The organism is Pontibacterium sp. (assembly GCF_041587635.1).
Classification (GTDB): domain Bacteria; phylum Pseudomonadota; class Gammaproteobacteria; order Pseudomonadales; family Balneatricaceae; genus Pontibacterium.
The window spans coordinates 1-17796 of the sequence record NZ_JBFGYC010000022.1 but is presented as its reverse complement, the minus strand read 5'-3'; the positions used below and the strand labels follow the sequence as shown (position 1 = coordinate 17796).

24 protein-coding genes are annotated in these 17796 nt (G+C 52.4%); all 24 read right to left on the bottom strand.

The annotated features are described in order from the left end of the window. Positions 1-329, bottom strand: a 329-nt coding sequence (locus ABYW01_RS02685) for a hypothetical protein (RefSeq protein WP_372831008.1), incomplete at its 3' end; no start/stop codon positions are given. After that, positions 326-763 (bottom strand): N-acetyltransferase family protein, encoded by a 438-nt coding sequence (locus tag ABYW01_RS02680; protein ID WP_372831007.1) that lies wholly within the window; start codon positions 761-763, stop codon positions 326-328. The genes ABYW01_RS02685 and ABYW01_RS02680, both read right to left, overlap by 4 nt. Beyond that, on the bottom strand, positions 760-1998 hold the full coding sequence (locus ABYW01_RS02675) for a hypothetical protein (protein WP_372831006.1): 1239 nt from the start codon (positions 1996-1998) through the stop codon (positions 760-762). Before ABYW01_RS02675 ends, ABYW01_RS02680 begins: the two co-directional genes overlap by 4 nt. A 14-nt stretch (positions 1999-2012) precedes the next feature. Then, the gene (locus ABYW01_RS02670) at positions 2013-2411 is read right to left on the bottom strand and encodes a hypothetical protein (protein WP_372831005.1); all 399 of its coding nucleotides are present in this window, start codon (positions 2409-2411) and stop codon (positions 2013-2015) included. Between the two features lie 36 nt (positions 2412-2447). Beyond that, entirely contained in the window at positions 2448-2936 is a 489-nt protein-coding gene (locus ABYW01_RS02665) for a hypothetical protein (RefSeq protein WP_372831004.1), read from the bottom strand. Then, positions 2933-3769 (bottom strand): hypothetical protein, encoded by an 837-nt coding sequence (locus tag ABYW01_RS02660; protein ID WP_372831003.1) that lies wholly within the window; start codon positions 3767-3769, stop codon positions 2933-2935. Before ABYW01_RS02660 ends, ABYW01_RS02665 begins: the two co-directional genes overlap by 4 nt. Continuing rightward, positions 3766-4491 carry a hypothetical protein gene (locus tag ABYW01_RS02655; RefSeq protein ID WP_372831002.1) on the bottom strand — a complete coding sequence of 242 codons (726 nt, stop codon included), beginning with the start codon at positions 4489-4491 and terminating at the stop codon, positions 3766-3768. Before ABYW01_RS02655 ends, ABYW01_RS02660 begins: the two co-directional genes overlap by 4 nt. After that, complete coding sequence (locus ABYW01_RS02650) at positions 4484-5950, bottom strand: hypothetical protein (protein ID WP_372831001.1); 1467 nt, start codon at positions 5948-5950, stop codon at positions 4484-4486. Before ABYW01_RS02650 ends, ABYW01_RS02655 begins: the two co-directional genes overlap by 8 nt. Next, positions 5947-6612, bottom strand: a complete 666-nt coding sequence (locus ABYW01_RS02645) for a hypothetical protein (RefSeq protein ID WP_372831000.1) — start codon at positions 6610-6612, stop codon at positions 5947-5949. Before ABYW01_RS02645 ends, ABYW01_RS02650 begins: the two co-directional genes overlap by 4 nt. Beyond that, positions 6609-6971, bottom strand: coding sequence for a hypothetical protein (locus tag ABYW01_RS02640; protein WP_372830999.1), 363 nt, complete (start codon positions 6969-6971; stop codon positions 6609-6611). Before ABYW01_RS02640 ends, ABYW01_RS02645 begins: the two co-directional genes overlap by 4 nt. Then, complete coding sequence (locus tag ABYW01_RS02635; protein WP_372830998.1) at positions 6964-7152, bottom strand: hypothetical protein; 189 nt, start codon at positions 7150-7152, stop codon at positions 6964-6966. The genes ABYW01_RS02640 and ABYW01_RS02635 overlap by 8 nt, the downstream gene beginning before the upstream one ends. 54 nt (positions 7153-7206) lie before the next feature. Beyond that, a complete protein-coding gene (locus tag ABYW01_RS02630; protein WP_372830997.1) occupies positions 7207-7344 on the bottom strand; it encodes a hypothetical protein in 138 nt (45 codons plus the stop codon). Positions 7345-7394: 50 nt separating this feature from the next. After that, positions 7395-8330 carry a hypothetical protein gene (locus ABYW01_RS02625; RefSeq protein WP_372830996.1) on the bottom strand — a complete coding sequence of 312 codons (936 nt, stop codon included), beginning with the start codon at positions 8328-8330 and terminating at the stop codon, positions 7395-7397. Between the two features lie 47 nt (positions 8331-8377). Further along, positions 8378-9430, bottom strand: coding sequence for a hypothetical protein (locus ABYW01_RS02620; protein ID WP_372830995.1), 1053 nt, complete (start codon positions 9428-9430; stop codon positions 8378-8380). A gap of 72 nt (positions 9431-9502) precedes the next feature. Further along, entirely contained in the window at positions 9503-9799 is a 297-nt protein-coding gene (locus ABYW01_RS02615; RefSeq protein WP_372830994.1) for a hypothetical protein, read from the bottom strand. A gap of 8 nt (positions 9800-9807) precedes the next feature. Continuing rightward, positions 9808-11925, bottom strand: a complete 2118-nt coding sequence (locus tag ABYW01_RS02610; protein ID WP_372830993.1) for a hypothetical protein — start codon at positions 11923-11925, stop codon at positions 9808-9810. Beyond that, positions 11915-12253 (bottom strand): hypothetical protein, encoded by a 339-nt coding sequence (locus ABYW01_RS02605; protein ID WP_372830992.1) that lies wholly within the window; start codon positions 12251-12253, stop codon positions 11915-11917. The genes ABYW01_RS02610 and ABYW01_RS02605 overlap by 11 nt, the downstream gene beginning before the upstream one ends. Beyond that, on the bottom strand, positions 12253-12399 hold the full coding sequence (locus ABYW01_RS02600; RefSeq protein ID WP_372830991.1) for a hypothetical protein: 147 nt from the start codon (positions 12397-12399) through the stop codon (positions 12253-12255). The genes ABYW01_RS02605 and ABYW01_RS02600 overlap by 1 nt, the downstream gene beginning before the upstream one ends. After that, positions 12396-13988, bottom strand: coding sequence for a terminase (locus ABYW01_RS02595; protein WP_372830990.1), 1593 nt, complete (start codon positions 13986-13988; stop codon positions 12396-12398). The genes ABYW01_RS02600 and ABYW01_RS02595 overlap by 4 nt, the downstream gene beginning before the upstream one ends. Further along, complete coding sequence (locus ABYW01_RS02590) at positions 13981-14451, bottom strand: terminase small subunit (protein WP_372830989.1); 471 nt, start codon at positions 14449-14451, stop codon at positions 13981-13983. Before ABYW01_RS02590 ends, ABYW01_RS02595 begins: the two co-directional genes overlap by 8 nt. 171 nt (positions 14452-14622) lie before the next feature. Further along, entirely contained in the window at positions 14623-16791 is a 2169-nt protein-coding gene (locus tag ABYW01_RS02585) for a hypothetical protein (protein ID WP_372830988.1), read from the bottom strand. A 5-nt stretch (positions 16792-16796) separates the two neighbouring features. Beyond that, the gene (locus tag ABYW01_RS02580) at positions 16797-17039 is read right to left on the bottom strand and encodes a hypothetical protein (protein WP_372830987.1); all 243 of its coding nucleotides are present in this window, start codon (positions 17037-17039) and stop codon (positions 16797-16799) included. Positions 17040-17043: 4 nt separating this feature from the next. After that, the gene (locus ABYW01_RS02575; protein WP_372830986.1) at positions 17044-17394 is read right to left on the bottom strand and encodes a DUF1353 domain-containing protein; all 351 of its coding nucleotides are present in this window, start codon (positions 17392-17394) and stop codon (positions 17044-17046) included. Between the two features lie 189 nt (positions 17395-17583). Then, positions 17584-17796 (bottom strand): hypothetical protein (locus ABYW01_RS02570; protein WP_372830985.1); only part of this gene is annotated, 213 nt, incomplete at its 5' end.

Below are 17796 nucleotides of genomic sequence, written 5' to 3'. Positions count from 1 at the left end.
TTAAGCGAAACGCCACCAGAGAGACTTTCAGCTGCGTTGTTTAGCGCGCCATCCATTCCTCCCATTTCGGTCAGTGCTGTAACACCTTCTGCTGCACTGGCTGACGCCGTAGCAGAGCCGGTCTTAGTAGCTGCATCTAATGCGGTGCCAGTAGTCGAGCTTACGCCCGAGGCTCCAGCCCCCGCTAAGCCACTAAAGCCCATATAGGCACCAACACCACCCGCTACAGCTTTTAGTAGATTGCCTTCCTTGATGCCTTCTACTGCAGTTTTTGCAGCCATTACACCGCCAACCAGCTTAATACCAGCCATAATCATAGGACCGCTCATACGTCACCCCGAATGAATTGAGCGCCGACTTTGGTGAAGCCAAGGCGCTGATAAAGTTGCTCGGTTCGCTCAGCTTTGACGCCGCCAAACGAAATACCCAGAAGATTGATTTTTGGTTGAGGAAAGCCATCAGCCCAATCAAGGTAATGACTAAGAAGCGAGCGCCCATTTTTGCGGGCATAGAATAGAAGATCGCTGACGATTAAGCCGTCATGCGCCCATGATTCTGCAGCCACGGCTACAAGGACGCCCTGAATGCCATCACTATCGACCACGCCGACATAACCCATCGGGTTCGTTAGCAGCGCCGAAATAGACTCTCTGGCCTTATCTCTATTAGGCGGAAGGTTTTGATAAGTCGGACTAAGAGTGTGTGCTGCGGTTGCTATATCTAGGATCTCTTCGAGATCTTGTGCGCAGGCATGCCTTATCATCGGCCACCCACCGTATCCCAGTAGCCTCCGTAGATCTGGCTTTGGCGCTTCCATTGCCCGTCAACAAGATCGTAGTCGCCGCCCGGCGATGGGTTGCCATTCTTATCAACCAGCTCTCCAGCCGAGTCTCGCGTTATACCCGACGTATAAATGCCCTGCCCGTACAGCATGGCTGTTGTGTTAGGTTGCGCTTGAGCAGGAGGCTGGCCAGCAGCTGCTTGCGGCTTAACCGCAGCCGCCTCTGATCGGTTGACTGTGCCGTCTGGGTTTACAGAGATGTGGCGCAGGGAGTTTCCGATCTGGGAGCCTGCTGTATATTGGTCCCACAGGTTTCGAGCAGCGACGTCTTTCTCGCCCTGCTCCATGCTGGAAGCATTTATATCTGCAACACCCTTGATGTACTGCGCGTAAAGCCCCGCGTCCTGCTTCGTTGCCTCAATCTCGCGCTGAGTAGCATCCTCGATGTTGCGCATGCGCTCTTCATAGCTGCGCTGGTCTGCGTTCTGCTCGGCGTTAAACGCCTGTTCTTGCGCCAGCAGGTCTTGGCGCTGAGTACGATCCAGAGATGACTGGTCGGCATTAAACGCCTGCTCTTGCTCAAGCAGTCCGGTTTGGTGGTTCCGGTTCTGTAGATTCTGACCCGCGCTAAAATCCTGCTCTATTTCCAGCAGGCTTGATTGGTGCTCTCGATTTTGGAGATTTTGATTTGCACTGAACGCCTGCTCTTTATCAAGCAAGCTTTCCTGTTGCCCAAACTGCTTATCAGACAGCGAGAGCTGATGAGCGCGATCCAGTGCAGACTGATCTTTATTAAAGCCCTGCTCCATTTCGAGCAAGCCCGTCTGGTGACCGTAATTTTGATCGTTAAGCTTCGACTGGAACCCAAAGTTCTGGCTATTCAGATCTTTCTGAAAGCCAAAGTTTTGAGCATTAAGCTGTGTCTGAAAGCCAAACTCCTGCGAATTCAGCGTGCTCTGAACGTCTCCCTGATACTTTATTTTCCCAAAGTCTGCCTCAACTCCTGCGTCAGCCTGAGCGATTGGCAGCGCTGCGTCGATAGCCGCACTGTGAGCAGCCCCGGCAGCGATATCAGAGTTCAGTAGGCCTCTGGACTGCGCGTAACTCTGGCCTGACTTTCTCGCTCGCTTAATGTAGTCGTTATCAGCCTCCAGCAACCCGTCAAGCTGCTTCGAAGTCTTCATCTTGTCGGTAATGTTGTACGTCGGCATTCCCATGCGGACCTCCTGCCTTAACTATGGCGCAATTGAAGTTTCTGCTGCTTTCGCTTCAAGCCCTGAATGCCTCGCTCAATAGAGCGCTGAAATGGCGCGGTGAGCTGGCCGTCTGCTACCGCCTTGCCCGTGAGTAGAGGGAAGCGGAAAAACCAGCGAACCGTCAGCTGCGACATACCCAGATCAACAATACAGGTCGTGCCCGCGATCTCAGGATCTCGCTCGTGAGACATCGAAATTATGCGTGGATCGCAGGCTCTAAATTCACGCAGTAAGGCGCTCTTAATTGCATGGCGCAGCTGTTTTTCAGCACCAGCCGCATCATCAGTGCTCTCAATAGGCGTCAATGAGATCGATCCTTGTAGCCGGTGCGGCTCACTATTCACGGTCACAACCTGGTTTAAATCAATGTTCATGGCTATACCTTTGGGATTTGGCGGCAGTATCGGAAATCAAACAAATACGTCGAATTCGATGCGATCCATCGAGATATTGAACCCAGCCCCGATGCGATCAAGGCCTGCGTTGATACGGTCTTCAGTGATTTGATAGTTGCCAGACTGGTCGAATACACCGCTGATTGTGAGCACGCCCCCGGCGATATCAGCTTTAAACCGGATATCGTCAACGACCTCAGAGGCGTTAATGATGCGCTCCACCATGACGATCATGCTGCCATTAGGGATGGAACAGCTAGCAGTCAGCGTTATTGGCTCAGCCTTCTGCACCCACCAGATCTGGCCTACTAATTGTGCGTTGTTGATTGCAACGCTGGTTACGGGGAAGACAACATTAGCAGGCTCCAACTCTAACTCCCCTGAGTAGCCAGCGTATACGTAGCCGTCAACCACTTCGGTACTGGAAAATAGACTGCGATCATCGGGATATGCAATTACGCGGGAGCCCGGTTTATACGCTATAGGAAACTTTACTCTATTCACGCTAACAACCTCGCAGCTTCGATTATTTTGTTATGCGCTTGAGTTTTATTGAGTCGTGTCGGCCCTACTGGTTTGTAAATCCACATGGAGCCATCTGCATAAGTGACTATGGCCTGCTCTGCATTCGACCCAGCAGCGTCAAAACCAACGCCTAGCTCCCTGCCTGTATCAAGTATTTCAGCAGCAAGGAGTGTTTCGCTCCCTGCATAAACAGAAATAACAGATGATTTCACTTCCGAGGTTGAGCCTTGCGCCCGCAGCGCTTTGAAGGATTTAAACGTGGCATCATCCAGAATCATGATTGAGGACGCGTGCGCGACCAAGGGTGTGCTAGAGCCTACCAGCGTGAAACTGTTATCAATCTCGATGTAATCGTTATCGCCTTTGATGTAGTACCCGCTCAGGTCATTCTTGTGCTGGATGAAATTTCGCTCTTCCGCGGAAGAAGGGGCGATGGGAAGAGCAAGTGCAATCGTTGCAGCTGACCCGACCAGCAAGCCGGTCGATGCGCTAATTTCGCCTACATACACATTGGTGCCTGGATTATCTGTAGTGGCGAACAGTAAATTACCATTAGCCAGGTAACACACACCAAGGAACGCAGTTGAAGACGCATGTATGTCTGTATCTGCCACCGTAAACTTTGTTGTAGCATCCGCGTTAAGATAGCTCCAAGCCCCAGTGTAGCTACCCGGCAGCATCGACTCTCCGTTACCCAAAGGAGAGCCTGCCGCTATGCTTCTGCTAGTAGCAAACGCACTTAGGGGCTTTATTGGAGTCAGCCCATACAGCGACACCCCCCCGCCCCCAACATAATCACTCAAATTACTCATTCAACGCTCCAGGTGCCGCTGCGGAATACCACATCAAATGTGATCCGCTCGTTATCAATAGTCATATCTTCCGCCGCGGCTTCGATGGTCGAACCGTTGCGGGCCAGGATCGGATTGTTAGCGCCTTTGACCGTCAGGCGAATACGCGCGTCTTCTGTGGGCGCAGGGGGTAGCGTGAGAGCATGTGGACCTGTGGATGCATCTACATAGCACCGGTCCCGGTTAGCCAGCGCCGCATCTTCGGCGATGTTCCGGTCGTTCCAGTACTCATCCGCGCCAACCACTGAAAGCCCATCCGGCGAGATCGCCAGCAGCTGCCGCGCTGTGCCAGCACCCACCCCTAGACCAGTAATAGGAATGTCACCCGGGGAGCCGCCGCCCTGAACGTATGCAGCTACAAACGCCTCAATCCATGATTTAGTGCCGGGCTCGCCATCTGCGGCTGGATCAGGCAGGCCGGTCAGGCGCTGACCATTAGCATTGATCGCCTGCTCCCATGCTTTAAGCTGGCCCAGCGTTACCGCGTCCTCGTCATCGACTGCATCAAGAATTTTCAGAATGGAGTCAAAGCCGTTTTCCGTGCCATTCGGTGACGGCAGCTTTTCCATTGCCGCCTGTACTGCATCAAACTTGGCATCAATATCAGATCCTCGCGCAGTTTCACCTGTTAAGTAGCGCTGAGCAGGGTCTGAGTTATCATAGTATTCAGATGGATCAGCCACGCATTACCCTCCGTGCATCGAAATGAGCGGTATAGCCAAGCAGCGTATGAGGCTTGGCCGTTGCCGAAGATGTATTAATCACAAGCCCCATATGAGTGCCGGACCCGGCGACATGGACGTTGTGCATGTTTAGAATTGGCGTACCCCAAGCAAAGCCATCCCATTTGTCGATGCCCCACAGGCCGCCAGCAGCCAAGGCGCGGGCAAACTGCACGCCGTGCCGAGGGATGCGGTCATCACCAAAATCAAAGGTAGGTAGCAGAGAGATATCAACCGGGTCCCTCGCCTGTATATCAAGATGCATGCGCCTGAATCGCTTGCGCGCAACCGGGGACCCGAAGTGATTGTAGGCCAGCGTGATATAGGTGTTTATTGGCTCGCCGTTAAAGCTGGTGCCTGTATCCATTCTGAATACCTGCCCAGCATCATCAGCAAATACCGACAACTCTCCGCCTGCCCCATCATCACCAGACGCACACAAGGTGGTCGCGTCAGGAAAAGCGGCTGAGGTGATGCCGACCAGCTGAGAGCCTGAGAATGTAGCCAGCAGCGCAGTCTTGTCATCAAAGAACATGCGGTACTGGTTGCGAGATCGGCTTATCATCGTGCAAGTCGGTGACGCTATAGAGTCAAAATATGGGGCCACATGTCGCGCCCAGTCGCCCATCTCAAAGTCACCAAAACTTTGCACCGCTTGCAACGATGTAATACCTCGGTCCGACTTAAAGACTGGCAGCGTGCCCAGCACTGCCATCGTATCGACGCTCACGCCTGCGCCACGGGCAAAATCCTTACGCACGTATTCTGTTTTGGTTTCACCGTAGAGCAGCTGTATAGAGTTTTTGCAGCCGATCACCAGTACACCAATAGTAGAAGCAAGCGCGGTTACCGTGTCTGATACGCCAACTTCGCCCGCATCGCTAACGCTTGAATCCCAGTCATTGGGCTCGCCTAGAGCTGAATACTGAACAGAGCCTGCGGCGAACCCTAGAAACAGGCGATTGGTGTGCACCTCAATGAATGCAGCACCTGATGGCGCGGCCGCTAGCTCGACCAAGGACGCTCCGTCCCATTTCCACGGCTTGCCTTGGTCGCAAACCATAAACAGTGATTCAGAGGCTGCAAGCGCGTAAAAGTTACCAGACGCAAAACGATACGTACCAACCGGCAGATCACCGGCAACCGTGGTCCAACTGGCGCCGCCGGTATAGCTCAGGCGAGCCACGCCACCCAATTCACGGATAGCAAGGGCTTTGCCCTGAAATACAGTCAGCCCCAGAATTGGGCCAGTACCCGGCACAGCGCCGCCGCCGAATAGTTGATAGCCCGATATAGAACGGTAGCCGCCCGTATCAGGCGTTTCATAGTTCACGCAGAGCAAGGCTGCGCCGGGGTCCATCTGGTTTGGCGGCGCGGTTAGATTAAGGCCAGCGCCGATTTTGGTGTAGGGAGTGGTCATACCGGGCGCACCACAATGTTTGCGCCACCAGAGGACACTCCATTCCTATACCCATCATTCGGCAGCTGGTGCGCCTCAAGCTGAGCCATCATCTGCTGATACAGCTCTAGGCCATCCTGCTTGACGTCTGGCGCGTTCTCATAGCCCGCGTAAAGCATCATAGCCCTTCCGAGAATGACATTCTGATACGGCTGAGGAATAAGGAATTCATCTGTATTGCTTTCCGGTGCGGGTGCTACACGGTAGTAATCACCAGACACCGACAGCGCGCCACTAGGTGCAGGGTCCAGTCGCAAGCTGCTATCCGGCAGTATCACAACTAAAGATGGAACGCCGTTATTTGTTGAAGGCTCCCACCAATCTTTAATTGCCTCATATTCGAGTACTTCCGCTTTTGCACCGTCAACCCGGATTGTAGAGTGATCCCAAATTCCTAAGTCAGATGGCGGTGGATATATGCTTTGCCCTGGAGTGATTTCACCTGAGTGCTGCGCCCACAGGAATTTCCAATTTAACCATTTACCGCAGACCTCCAGATAAGCATCCCTGACCCACTCAACAGCAAGCGCCATTTCGCCGCTCTGGTTTTCGACAGTCACTGGACCGCTACCTGTCATGCCGCAGCGCTTTACGGTTTTTTTGCAAGCATCCAGAAAATTCATACGTCAACTTCGTCGCCGTGAATATTGAAGTGCTTTCCGGCCTGATAGAAAGCAATGCCCGGAATGCCGCGCACAGTGCCGTAAGGCATCTGCTTGTTGAGTACTGCCTTTGTGTCAGCATCGTCCGGCGCCTCTTCATCTGGCTGCTCTGGCTGCTCTGGCTGCTCTGGCTGCTCTGGCTGCTCTGGCTGCTCTGGCTGCTCTGGCTGCTCACCAGCAGCAGCTTCGCGTTTTTCTAGTTCAGCAGAAACTTTGTTCCGAATGGTGTCATCACCAGCATTGGAGGCGATTCGCATATTTAAAACCTGCTTTGCGTAGGCCTTAACTTCTTCGATTGGGTCGGTCTTAGCGTTAATCATCGCAAAGCTCTCCAGGTGCATGGTTGTTATTCCGGTTAATACGGTGATCCGGGTACAGGCGTTCGCGCCCAACTACGCCGTCAGATGCAGAATCACGTTGCGGCAATCGATCCACGCCTTCGCGCTTTGATCCTTCCCCGCCCCACTGGTCATCCCAGTAGCAATCTCGGTTCTTACGCATTTCAATGCTCCACAAAAAAAGGGCCCCTAAGGCCCTTTTCATTACTGTGATTGATCAGATTCGATCAGAACCCTTCTGAGCGCGCTGACTGCCGCCCTGCTTGTGGGTATTGGTGTTTTTCTGGGAGGCGCTTTCGCTGAACGTGACACCTTTTTTCAGGCCGCCAGTGCTGCCGTTTTTAGACTTAGCCATGGGTAATTACCTCTCTGCAGCTAATTGATGGAGAACAGGAAAGGCGCGGCTTACGCTGCGCTATCCCATTTCAGGATGCGTGCTTCAGCAGCATCGGTGTGACACAGGCCGAAGCCACCCAGGTAGTACCATGCAACACCCTTGGAGCGACCGTAGTCAGTCGGGATCTTGCCGCGGACTTCTTCAGGAATTACGATGCCTTCGCATACGGTGTCTGCACCGAAGAAGAAAGCCGCATCAGACTTGCCGTTGGTCCAGCCTTCGGTGGCTACGTTGGTCTGTTCGGCGAAGCGAATGCCTTCGTAGCGACCGATTTCGCCGTGCATGATCTGCTTAAAGCCCGTTTCAACGTAAACGCTGATGCCTTCCAGATCATCCTTGAAGGTGCGCAAAGTGGAAGGGCGCGCCAGAGATGCGTAATCATCGCCGTCGAAAGGAACGATATCTCGCTCTTTCATTTCATCGGCAATTTTCTTGACGTGCTCTTTGGTCAGAGCGGCGTTATTGGTGATGGTGCAGCCGCCAGTTTCAGTGGTGATTGCTGTCGAGCTCGTGCCTGCTGCTGCAGATACTGTCACCGGTGTCAGGTCGAACTGAGCGTGCGCCGCCTTATCCAGCACCTTGCGCGCATCGTTCTTCATGACCTTTTTAACGATCTTTTCAACCGGGTGTTTAGACATATTGTCCAACTTTCCGGTAAAAGGAACGGAATTGCCGTACTCAGTCACCACCATGCTTTCCTGGCGGATATCGAATTCGGTTTCTGGCATTGCCGTGTTTTCAGTCAGTGCGCCGCCTTCCGTTTTGGCATTGCCATAAACGTTCCAGTAGAGACGGTCGCCTTTGTTTTCGCCTTTGCCTTCTTCGATGTCACACATCTGACGGAAGCGGCAGTTTGGCTGCAGCTCAGTACGCAGCGTTTCGGAAAGTTCGTCGGAGTACATGTATCCGCCGAGAGTGTCTGTTGCCCATACCTGTCCGGCCATGGTCTATCTCCTTACGTTTCTCAACGTTAGTTAGTTGGGTAATGCAATTAGTTGGCGCCAGCGCGCCCTTTACGCATGTTTCGAATGGTCTGCGAGCGAGTCGGCGGGGGCGCTTTGTCCTCGCCAATACTCGCAGATTGATTGGTTCCAGATACTGACTTCGCAGCTCGACGCTTACGCTCTTTGCGGGCCTTGTCAGCGTCCTGCTTTTGGATGGATGCCTTCCAGTTCCGTATATGCTCGCCGGTTTCCGTCATAACCTCTTCCAGAGACTTGTCGGGGTTTTCGGTGCGCAGTTTTTTGGCATGGATTTTTGCCATCGAATAGAGGTCATCGTCCTTCACGACATCTGAATAGTCCCGCGAAAAGTTGTCATTAATGCGCTTAACTTCTGCGTTGTGCATCTGGATTCGCACCTGCTCCATGGCGCTGGCGGTGGCTTGCTCGGCCACCTGATTAGGGTCAATGCTCGGGGTGGCCGGTTGACGCCCCGCATTCAGCATCTTGCCTAAAATTTCCGCTGCTGCTTCTTGGTCACCTTCATAGATCGCTTCTGCATGCTGCTTAGCAAGGTCTGCAATGTCTTCGGCGCCCTGCTCGGGTGGCTTCTGATCATTTAGCTTTGCTAGCTGCTGCTCTCGCTGAGTCAGGTCTTGTTCGTACTTCTGTAGATGCTGGTATCGCTGAGCGGCTTCATTCAAGCGCGCATCTGCAGCGCCATGTTTTTGCGCTGTCGCCAGCACTTTATCCAGCGTCTGCTCTACTTCTTGCCCATCGATTTTTAAACGCACAAATGATTGCCCGTCACGCTCAAAAACCGGTGTCCCTGCGGGCGACTTAGCTTCGCCTTTATCCTGTGAATCAGGAGAGGCTTCCCGCTCCTCCAGTTCTTCATCTTCCTGCTTGGCATCATCGTCCTGCTCAATACCGTTTTCTTCTGCCCGTTCCTGGCTGCGGCGAGCGGCAATATCCGCCATCAAAGCGGCACGAGGATCCAGATCAGACTGGCCCTCTTCTGTTGCCTCGGTGCGAATCTCTTGCTCTTCCGCTACTGCATCATGCTGTGCGGACTCGTCTGTCACGATAGAGTCTTTGCTCATGATTGATCTCCGATAATTACGTGCATAAAAAAGCCCCGCTTTTGCGAGGCCTAGAAAGAAATTTGGCTTGCGCTACTGACCGGATTCGGCTTCCTGTAGCGCCATTTCTGAGACATGGCCGTTATCAATCGCCTGAGCAAGCCAGCTCATCATCGTTTGTAGCATTTTGGCTCTATCCTGCAGCTGCTTTGCTGTTGAGGATTGCCACTCAGGCAGCTCAATTAGCTTTCGCTTAATATCTTCCAGCTCACCTTCAGCGCGGCCTTTCATATACTTCCCTACGTCAGAAGCAAGCCACTCCTCAACGGCAATCCCAAGCTTTGCTTCAGCAAACAGGAAATCCAATTCTGCGTTCTCTTCAAAAGACATCGGTCACCTTAGAATGTGTCGTGCCGCTGAGCCAAGTTCTCCGCCTGCAGCTGTAGCTTGGTTTGGCCTTCGGTCAGCTTTCCGGCGGCAATCTGGCGCTGAGTATGAATCTTCTCTCGCTCCAGTCCGGTTTTCTGAGCCAGCTCATCTACACTAATTCGCTCTTTTAATGCCAGCTCCGCCATCCAGCGATCACGCTCATCCTGAAGTTTTTGTGCAGCCAGCTGCTGCCCGAACTCCTGGTCAGACTTTTTCAGGTCCAGCTCTTTCATGCGAACGACAAGCATCGGATCTTGTGGTGGTTCGGTCGGCTGCTCTTCGGCATCATCAAAGAATCGAGCACCATCCTTGTATCCCAGCGCCCCAAACACCTCTTTGACGACCTCTTCTTCCTTGATGCGCGGTATAGCCTGCGGCGCAATCTGGCCTACAGTCATGAAGCCTGTACGCATACGCTCTAACTTCTGCTGCGGGTTTGTTGCTCCCATGCCTACCTTCACGCGAACGGTTAGCTCTGCATCAAGTAGCGCATCAAGCTTCAGGTTCTGGCCGTAGCGCTGAAACAGGTCAGTTTTTCCTGCGGCCAGCGCAAGCAGGGTGTCGTCTGTCTCGTAAGCGGCTTCCAGCTTCACCAATTGGCGTAGCGTTGGCTCTACCCAAGTCTCAACAAAGGTTCGAATGGTGTATTCAGAGATTGCTGAAGCACCGGCATTCATCATCTCCATGCCGCCAACTGTCTCATTAAGAGCACGGTTATTCTGTACGCTGGACTGACTAAAAGCGCCGGCGGATTCGTCCATGATCACATCAAGGCGATCTTGCTCCGCATAGCTTGAGCTTGTTACGTCTGGAGTACTCTCGGTGCGAATGTCTGCATGGATGTCATCCATCACGACACCGCCCCCTGGTGTGTTTCGCATTAGTGCAGGCGTATCAATCTTCGCGCCGCGCTTGATGTAATAGCGCTTGTTTAGCACCAGATCCACGTTGTCAGCGCGCTGGTTCACCACGCTGTTCACGCGTTCCTGCAGCTGACTATTCAGCTCTACAGGCGAAGTCGGATAGGTTTTGTGTGCTTCCAGTACACAGATGCCCAGGGTGATTGGTCGCTCGCCGTGCAGATATACTTCCTCAAGCGGCACTGGATCAGCCAGAATCAGACTATTACCCACCGTCCAATAGACGTACTCTTCACCATCTTTGCGAACGAAGTACTCTCGCAGCCATACAGTAGTGAATTCACCACCTGCCTGAGTCTCTGATGTAGGCTGTCGCTCTTCGCCTTCTCGGGCTCTCTGCGTGCTGTCATCGCGTTTCTCATCTTCACTGGAAAGAAGCTCCGACAACGTGTACTCACGCCAAGGTTGTGCACCGGTCTTGCTGTCTTCGCTGCTCATCTGAGCCAGAACATCGCCTGCATACATCGGCACTTCTCGGATCACGTACGGGCTTTTGTTGATTGGGTCGCGCCAGTCAGCAGCAGGATCAAAACGTAGATTTTCAAATGGAATCAGATCAATGCACGGCTCATCCTCGATCACCTCCACCTGATCCACTTCGATCATTGCAGGCTCGCCGTCAATAAATAGCGGCTCGCCGGTCAGTGGGTGTAAAGCCTGAACGTCTTCCTTATAAGTGCGTTCCCGATACTTCCAATGGTTATATGAGGCACATAAGCCAAATACCTGAGCTTCCTGATAGGCACCCATTGCAGTCAAAAACCAAGGAATGGTGATCTCCAATCGATGATTTAGCAGCTGCTGATGAATCTCGGCGCTAGCCTGAACAGCGGGATTGGATGGATCTGAAGCCCCAATAGACACCAGATCTGCGGTCGAAAACATCGCCGCTGCAAACGCTGCTTCATTGGAGCGCTCGCCATTACGCGTTTTAGGGTGAAACATCCTGTTTCGGTTGCGATAGTTCGGCGAGTTGAACTTTGAATCTTTGGCGTGCCGATTATTGAAGTGCGCCACGTTCTTTTCAACGCGCTTTCGAACAGAGCTATCTAGAAAATCAGTAGACGCTGAGTACATCGTGCGAGCAAGCTGCAGCCAGTACACATCATCATTGTTTGATTGCGGTGATTCCTCCGCATCTATTTGAGCAAATTCATCATTCTGCATGTGCAACTCGCCCTGCAATATCGCGTGAAAGGTTCGCTATCTCATCATCCTTGCGCCGACCACGATGCAACCGGTAGCGCTCCAGAATCTCACCACCTGCGCGCATTACCTCACCCATGCCCACAGAAAGCTTATCCAAGTGAAGATAAAAGCCGTATTTGCCGGTAACTCCACCCAGCTGAACAGTGGCAATGTTGTTGCCGTTGTCCGCATTCACCATCCATACATGGTCGGGGTAATGCTTATACAGCGCTTCAGCAATGCGCTTAGCCATAGTGACGTCAGCCAGAAAATGTTCTGGATTATCGAGTGTGATTATTTCGCTCATTACTTGGCCTGTGCGTGCTTGCCTGGTGGCTTAGGGTTCTCTCGGAATGTTTTGCTTCCGAACTGATAGGAAGGATCTTTCTCAGGCTTTGCGCCCTTATCCGCCAGCTTCACCAGCGACTTAAAGCCTATTGTTTTTGCTGTCATCCCCACGCCTCCGGTTCAAATGACTCCGGCTCTTCATATTCGATAAAGCCGCGTGCAAACTGCTCAAAAGCATCGTTACCATGTGATGCCCAGTCGTGACGCGGACGATCTTTAAATACGCCCAGCTTGTCGTCCCACTCCTTACGGTAATGATCCAAGCACTTAACACCCTGGCCGGCATTCTCTTCGTCAAACCAGCACAAGGGCAGAATGTCGCGCACCGCCTGAATAGCTTCGCCTTTGGCTGGTACGCGAGGCACCACTTTTACATCGAAACCAGCAGACTGAACGATTTGCTTTCGGCTCTTGTTGTCAGCACGTGTAAGGTCGGTTATCTCTGCGTCATGTGGCAGAAACACAGTCCCGTACACATAGCCAAATTCAAGCAGCTTCTTGAGGTAGAACTGGATAGATTCGCCGCTGTTCTCGTAGTACCGAATAAAGCGGTATTCCATGTGAACGTACTGCATGAACCAGATCGACATGGCATCGTTGCGCCCCAGATCCCAGAACGTATAAACCGGCAGTCGGGGGTCGTAAGGAATGCTACGAATTCGGCCTTTCTGTCGAGCATTCGCCATTTCAGTAGCGTAATAAGCGCCTTCAATCGCCTGCTCAAACGCTTCTTTAGGCGTTGATGGATACTCTCGCTTCATCTTGTCCTTGAGGACTGCAGCCTTTTTCACGTACCAAGCTTTTTGCCCTGGCAATAACTTCTGGCCAATCTCCGCCTCAAGTTTTGCGAAGTACTCCTGCGACTTGGCAGGAATAACCACCGTGTCGGGCGGCAGCGTATAGCTCGGATCATCCCACCATGGGAAGAAGTGAAACTTAAAGTCGAGCGGTGTTAGCTCAGTGCCCATTCCCTCGATTGCTTGTGCCTCTTGGCAGTAATCGAAAAAATAGCCTTCATTGCCTTCAGCGGTGGATTCAAGCGTTAGCTGCCCATCGAGCGGAACAGCCTCAAAAGCACCAGTGACGATCTCTTCTGCTTTGTCTGGGAACTTAGCGCAGATCTTGCCGAACTCGGATACATGAAGGCGCTGTAGCGTGTCGCCTCGATACGAGGTACCCACCTGTATAGATGAGCCATTAGAGAAGACATATCCTTCCCCTTTGTCATTTACTGGTACCGGGAAATCAAAGTCGATGTCATCAAAGATCTGGCGCCATACAGCTGGAATTTTCTCGTAAGCAAATTTGATCTTATTCCTGAAAATATCCTTTGCTGAATCCAGCTTGTGAGCAATACAACCAGCCGAGTAGTTTTCATTAAAGATGCAGTCATCCAGTGAATCGATCATCTCAAACGTTGTAAAACCAAGCTGTCGTGCTTTCAGGATGATGTTTCGCGTAAAGCCTTCAAGGTAGCGCTGACGCTGCGCCTTGTTGGGTCTGAATCGCTTGACCCTGCTGATCGCCTTCCCGTTCTTACTGGAAGAGGTTTTCACCTTGATCTTATAAAGCGTATTGAGCCTGAACCATTTCAGGCTAAGAGCGACCAGCAACTCTTTCTTATCGGTCAGTTCGCCCTTATCGAATCGCTCTATGTATTCATCTGCCAGAGCGACTTCTTCGGCCCTATTCATCCTGCGCGGCTTCTCTCAGAAGCTCCTGAAGGGATTTCTTAGCTCCAACTTCAACGTCCAGCTTCTCTTTGAACGCCTGCACGCCAATATGCTTGCCGACCAGCTCAAGCGACCTTGCAGCTCCAGACGAGTCAAACTCAAAGATCGCATTGCCTTCTTCGTCTTTAAGCTGTTCGCCTTTGCGGTCGGTCTTAGGTGTTACTTCCTGCATGCAGCGCTCATGAAGCTTTACTGCCTGGCGCAGCACATAATCAGCATCGATTTTGGTGCGCTCAATACGTTCAGCTTTGAGTTCAGCAATACGCTGAAGGATCTCAGGGAATTGCATTAGCCGGGACGCTTCTTTAACAGCGTTTTTTTCTGCGTATCCGGCTTTGATGGCGGCTCGTGTCGCGTTCAGGTCACAAGCTAGGTATTCGGCACAGAACAGCTCTCGCTTGTCTGTCCATTTGAATTTAGGCATAGATAGCGGTCCTCCCGGACGGCCCTTCAACAATTGGTAGCCGGGCAGTAATCGAACCTGCATTGCCTGCGGAATCGAACCGCCTTTATCGCCATGATGAGGGGATATTTCGCCAGACCGGCCTAATACTGCAGGAGCTGACCCAGGAGAAACCTAAGCCCACCTTGCGGCTCATAGAGACAAATTCAGGCCCAGTGAAAGGCTGCTCGCCTTTGTCGAGATGCGAGGAATGAACAACGCGCCGATCTGACTACTAACCGGGTTCCCGTTTTGGTCGTAGCTGATAAACGAATCTGCCAGAATGCTGACAAGTGGCGAACCAGAGGCCGGCATATAGTCTCCATTGCCTCCTCCGCCCACATCGGACGACTGCTCGTCCGTATAACCCATCTGGCCGAACACTTGGTCCGGCTGATCTACGTACTCAACATTTCTGCCTGCGTAATCCTGAACAAACGTGCTGGAAGCCGCGCCGTCGTAGCGATTGTCCCAACAGTTAACGCCGCACATCATCGCTCGGTTGCCGATGCGTCCGCCACTCTTGCCATCGACAGGATGATGAAACACGTCTCCCTTGATGTTGAAAGAGCGCACAGCGTTTCCGACAAACCACAGATTTTCGCGGACATTTGCGGTAGCGCCTTCATCGTTGTATGCCCAATTGTTTCGCTCGCCAGTCACAGTGTTGTGAGCGATTAAAACGTTACGCACCGGGACTGTTGAGCTGTCAGCGCCAACAAACATTGCAGGCTGAGAGGTTATAACGGTGCTTACCTCCACAACGTTGCCAATCAAGGACACATCCTCCAGCGCCTCATCCGAACCAAAGCGAATCGTCGCATCCGTAGAGGAGTGCACATCCATTAGCGCATTATGCTCCAGCATCAGGTTTTTCATGGCAGGCGCTGCATTGGAAACTGTTGTTTCCTGAAATGAGGTGAGACCGCCTACCGCAGACCGATTGCCTACAGCCGCGTAACACGCCGTTGTTTTGAATCGCGAGCTAATCTCGCAATCGGTAAACGTGTATGCCACGCGTGACGTACTAAACGATTCGTAGTGATCCGTTCCCAGTCCAGTGCAGCCAATCAAATGACATGCCTTAGAGCGATACGCAAGACCCACTGTTGGTGTGGCTGTTGAGTTGAACGCCACCTGTTTGAAGATCAAAGCCTGATCGTTATTCTCGCCATCCAGCCAGCCGTTCCCCGAAGTGTAGTTAATCGGTAGATTTCGATACATCAGCCGTTTGGCTTTGTAGCTCCTAGCATTGCCGCTACGGTTTAGCTGGACGGCTGTAGAGCTTGGATGCGGCATAACCTCAATAGCGTAATCCAAAGCAGCTACAGAGGCTGGGTTAACGCCGAGAATGTCATGCGCTCCGTCGTTACAGTAAATAACGTTCGCGCCACCTGCGAGAGCCCCGCCAATAGTGAGATATGGGCTTTCATCTGCTTCTGCTAACACCCCAGACACAACGCCAGATGCATCAATACCGGCAGTATCCACCACGGCATACTGCTTCATCGCTCCTGTTTTATCGCAGTAGCACGATTCTCTCGTCAAGCCACGAGGGTGATCGTTTACATCAGTATTCATTTCTGTGTCGAGCACAGAGTCTGCATCTCCTATGACCGGATAGACAGCAGCCCTAAGGATGATTTCTTCGCCCTGCGTAAACCCATCTATTGACGCGTTTATCTTGTAGGCTTCCCTGTGCTTGCCAACCAAAGGACTGATCAAGCTGAGCGCTGTCTCGGTTGCAATCTCTTGGTGAGCGCTGGCTGCGCCGATAGCAGACAGTACGGCAGCAGCAACACCAAACCCATGACGCGCACGAAACGCAATTGGGAAATCATCCTCAACGCGCTGCATCACGGGCGTTTCTCCCATGTCCCACTGACCGATAACTTTAGGGTAGTCGACAGCAGAGCTGTTGGAGGCGACCAGCGAAGCACTATCCGTTGAGCCGCCAGCAATAGAAGCCCAGCTTGCCGGAACAGTAGCGACAGGATCCACGCCGGAAGTCCCCACCCCACCATCCTTGTCATCATCGTATACGCACTGGCTTAGCGCTACGCGCACGATCAGATCGGGACCGCTATCCGTCTCTTCCAGCAGCGCTTCATTGGGGTATACCTGACGAACAGGAGTAGTTGCTAATACCGTGCGCGTCACAGTGGTCGGCGCTCCGGCCCCAGAATACCCTTCAGACGTAACCAGTAGAGAGAACCCGGCGAAATCGTAACCCACATTTCCCTGCTGGCCTGCCCAACCTGAAATTGTTACGTCAGCAGACCAGCCGTCTGGGCGAATGTCGATAGCGGTAACTGTAGTCATTCGGGTTACGCCTTCATGATCTCAACGGTTGTCGCAGAAGTGAAAGTCAGCTCATTGATGCGCCCACTAATCACCGTAGCTCCGGCAGGCATAATCGCCTTACTCGCTAACGCGCCGTTGATGTAATACTCTGCGTCTGCGCTAATTCGAATCGCCTCGACATCATTAAGATCCAGCGTAGTGACGCCGTTACGAATTTCGCTTGGCGCAAAGCCCTGAATCGGATTGCCTTTAGATGCTTGTTCCATAGTTTCAGCTCCAATAAGTCCAGCCGCCGGCGCGAACCGCGGCGTACATGGTGTAACGTTTAAATCGGGATACACCCAGCTCTTCCATTGCTTCAAGAAAGATCAGGTCTGCTTCTTTGCGCTTGCCTAGCTTATTCCTGTAGAGCCAGTCGTGAATCACAGCTGCCCGGGTATGCTTTCCATGAACAGGAAACACCGGACGAAAGATGCGAGGAATGGAAGCGAGATCACAGATAAACCCCTTATGAGCATTAACGACTCGGCATTGCTCATGGGAGCGATAAACCAGCTGCTCCCTCAGTACCCACTCTTTGCCGTTCTTGGGACTGATAACAAGCTCTGATTGAAAAGGCATTATTCGCCCCCCCTCAGATCACCGCAGATATCAGTTGGTAATTTCTGCTTATCGCGAATATCTGCACGGCCTTGCTCTGTTGTGGTGCCACAGATAACGGCAGTGATACCGCCTGCTATTGTCACAGCTTCGGTCAATCCGCAGCCTGAAAGCACAATGCACATACAAAGAACTGAAAGATGCTTCACATCATCCTCCTGCCGTCTGTGAGACGTACGTAGCCAAGCCAATGGCAATAGTTGTGATTGTTGCTACAGAAGCGCCAATCGTAGCCAGAACTTTCCAGCCGCCAGCTACAGCGCGACGATCACCCTGCAGGTTGCGGACATCATCTTCCAGATCACGCAAGCGGGTTTCGTGATCATCTACTTGCTTACCAATTCGACGCATCGCATCATCATG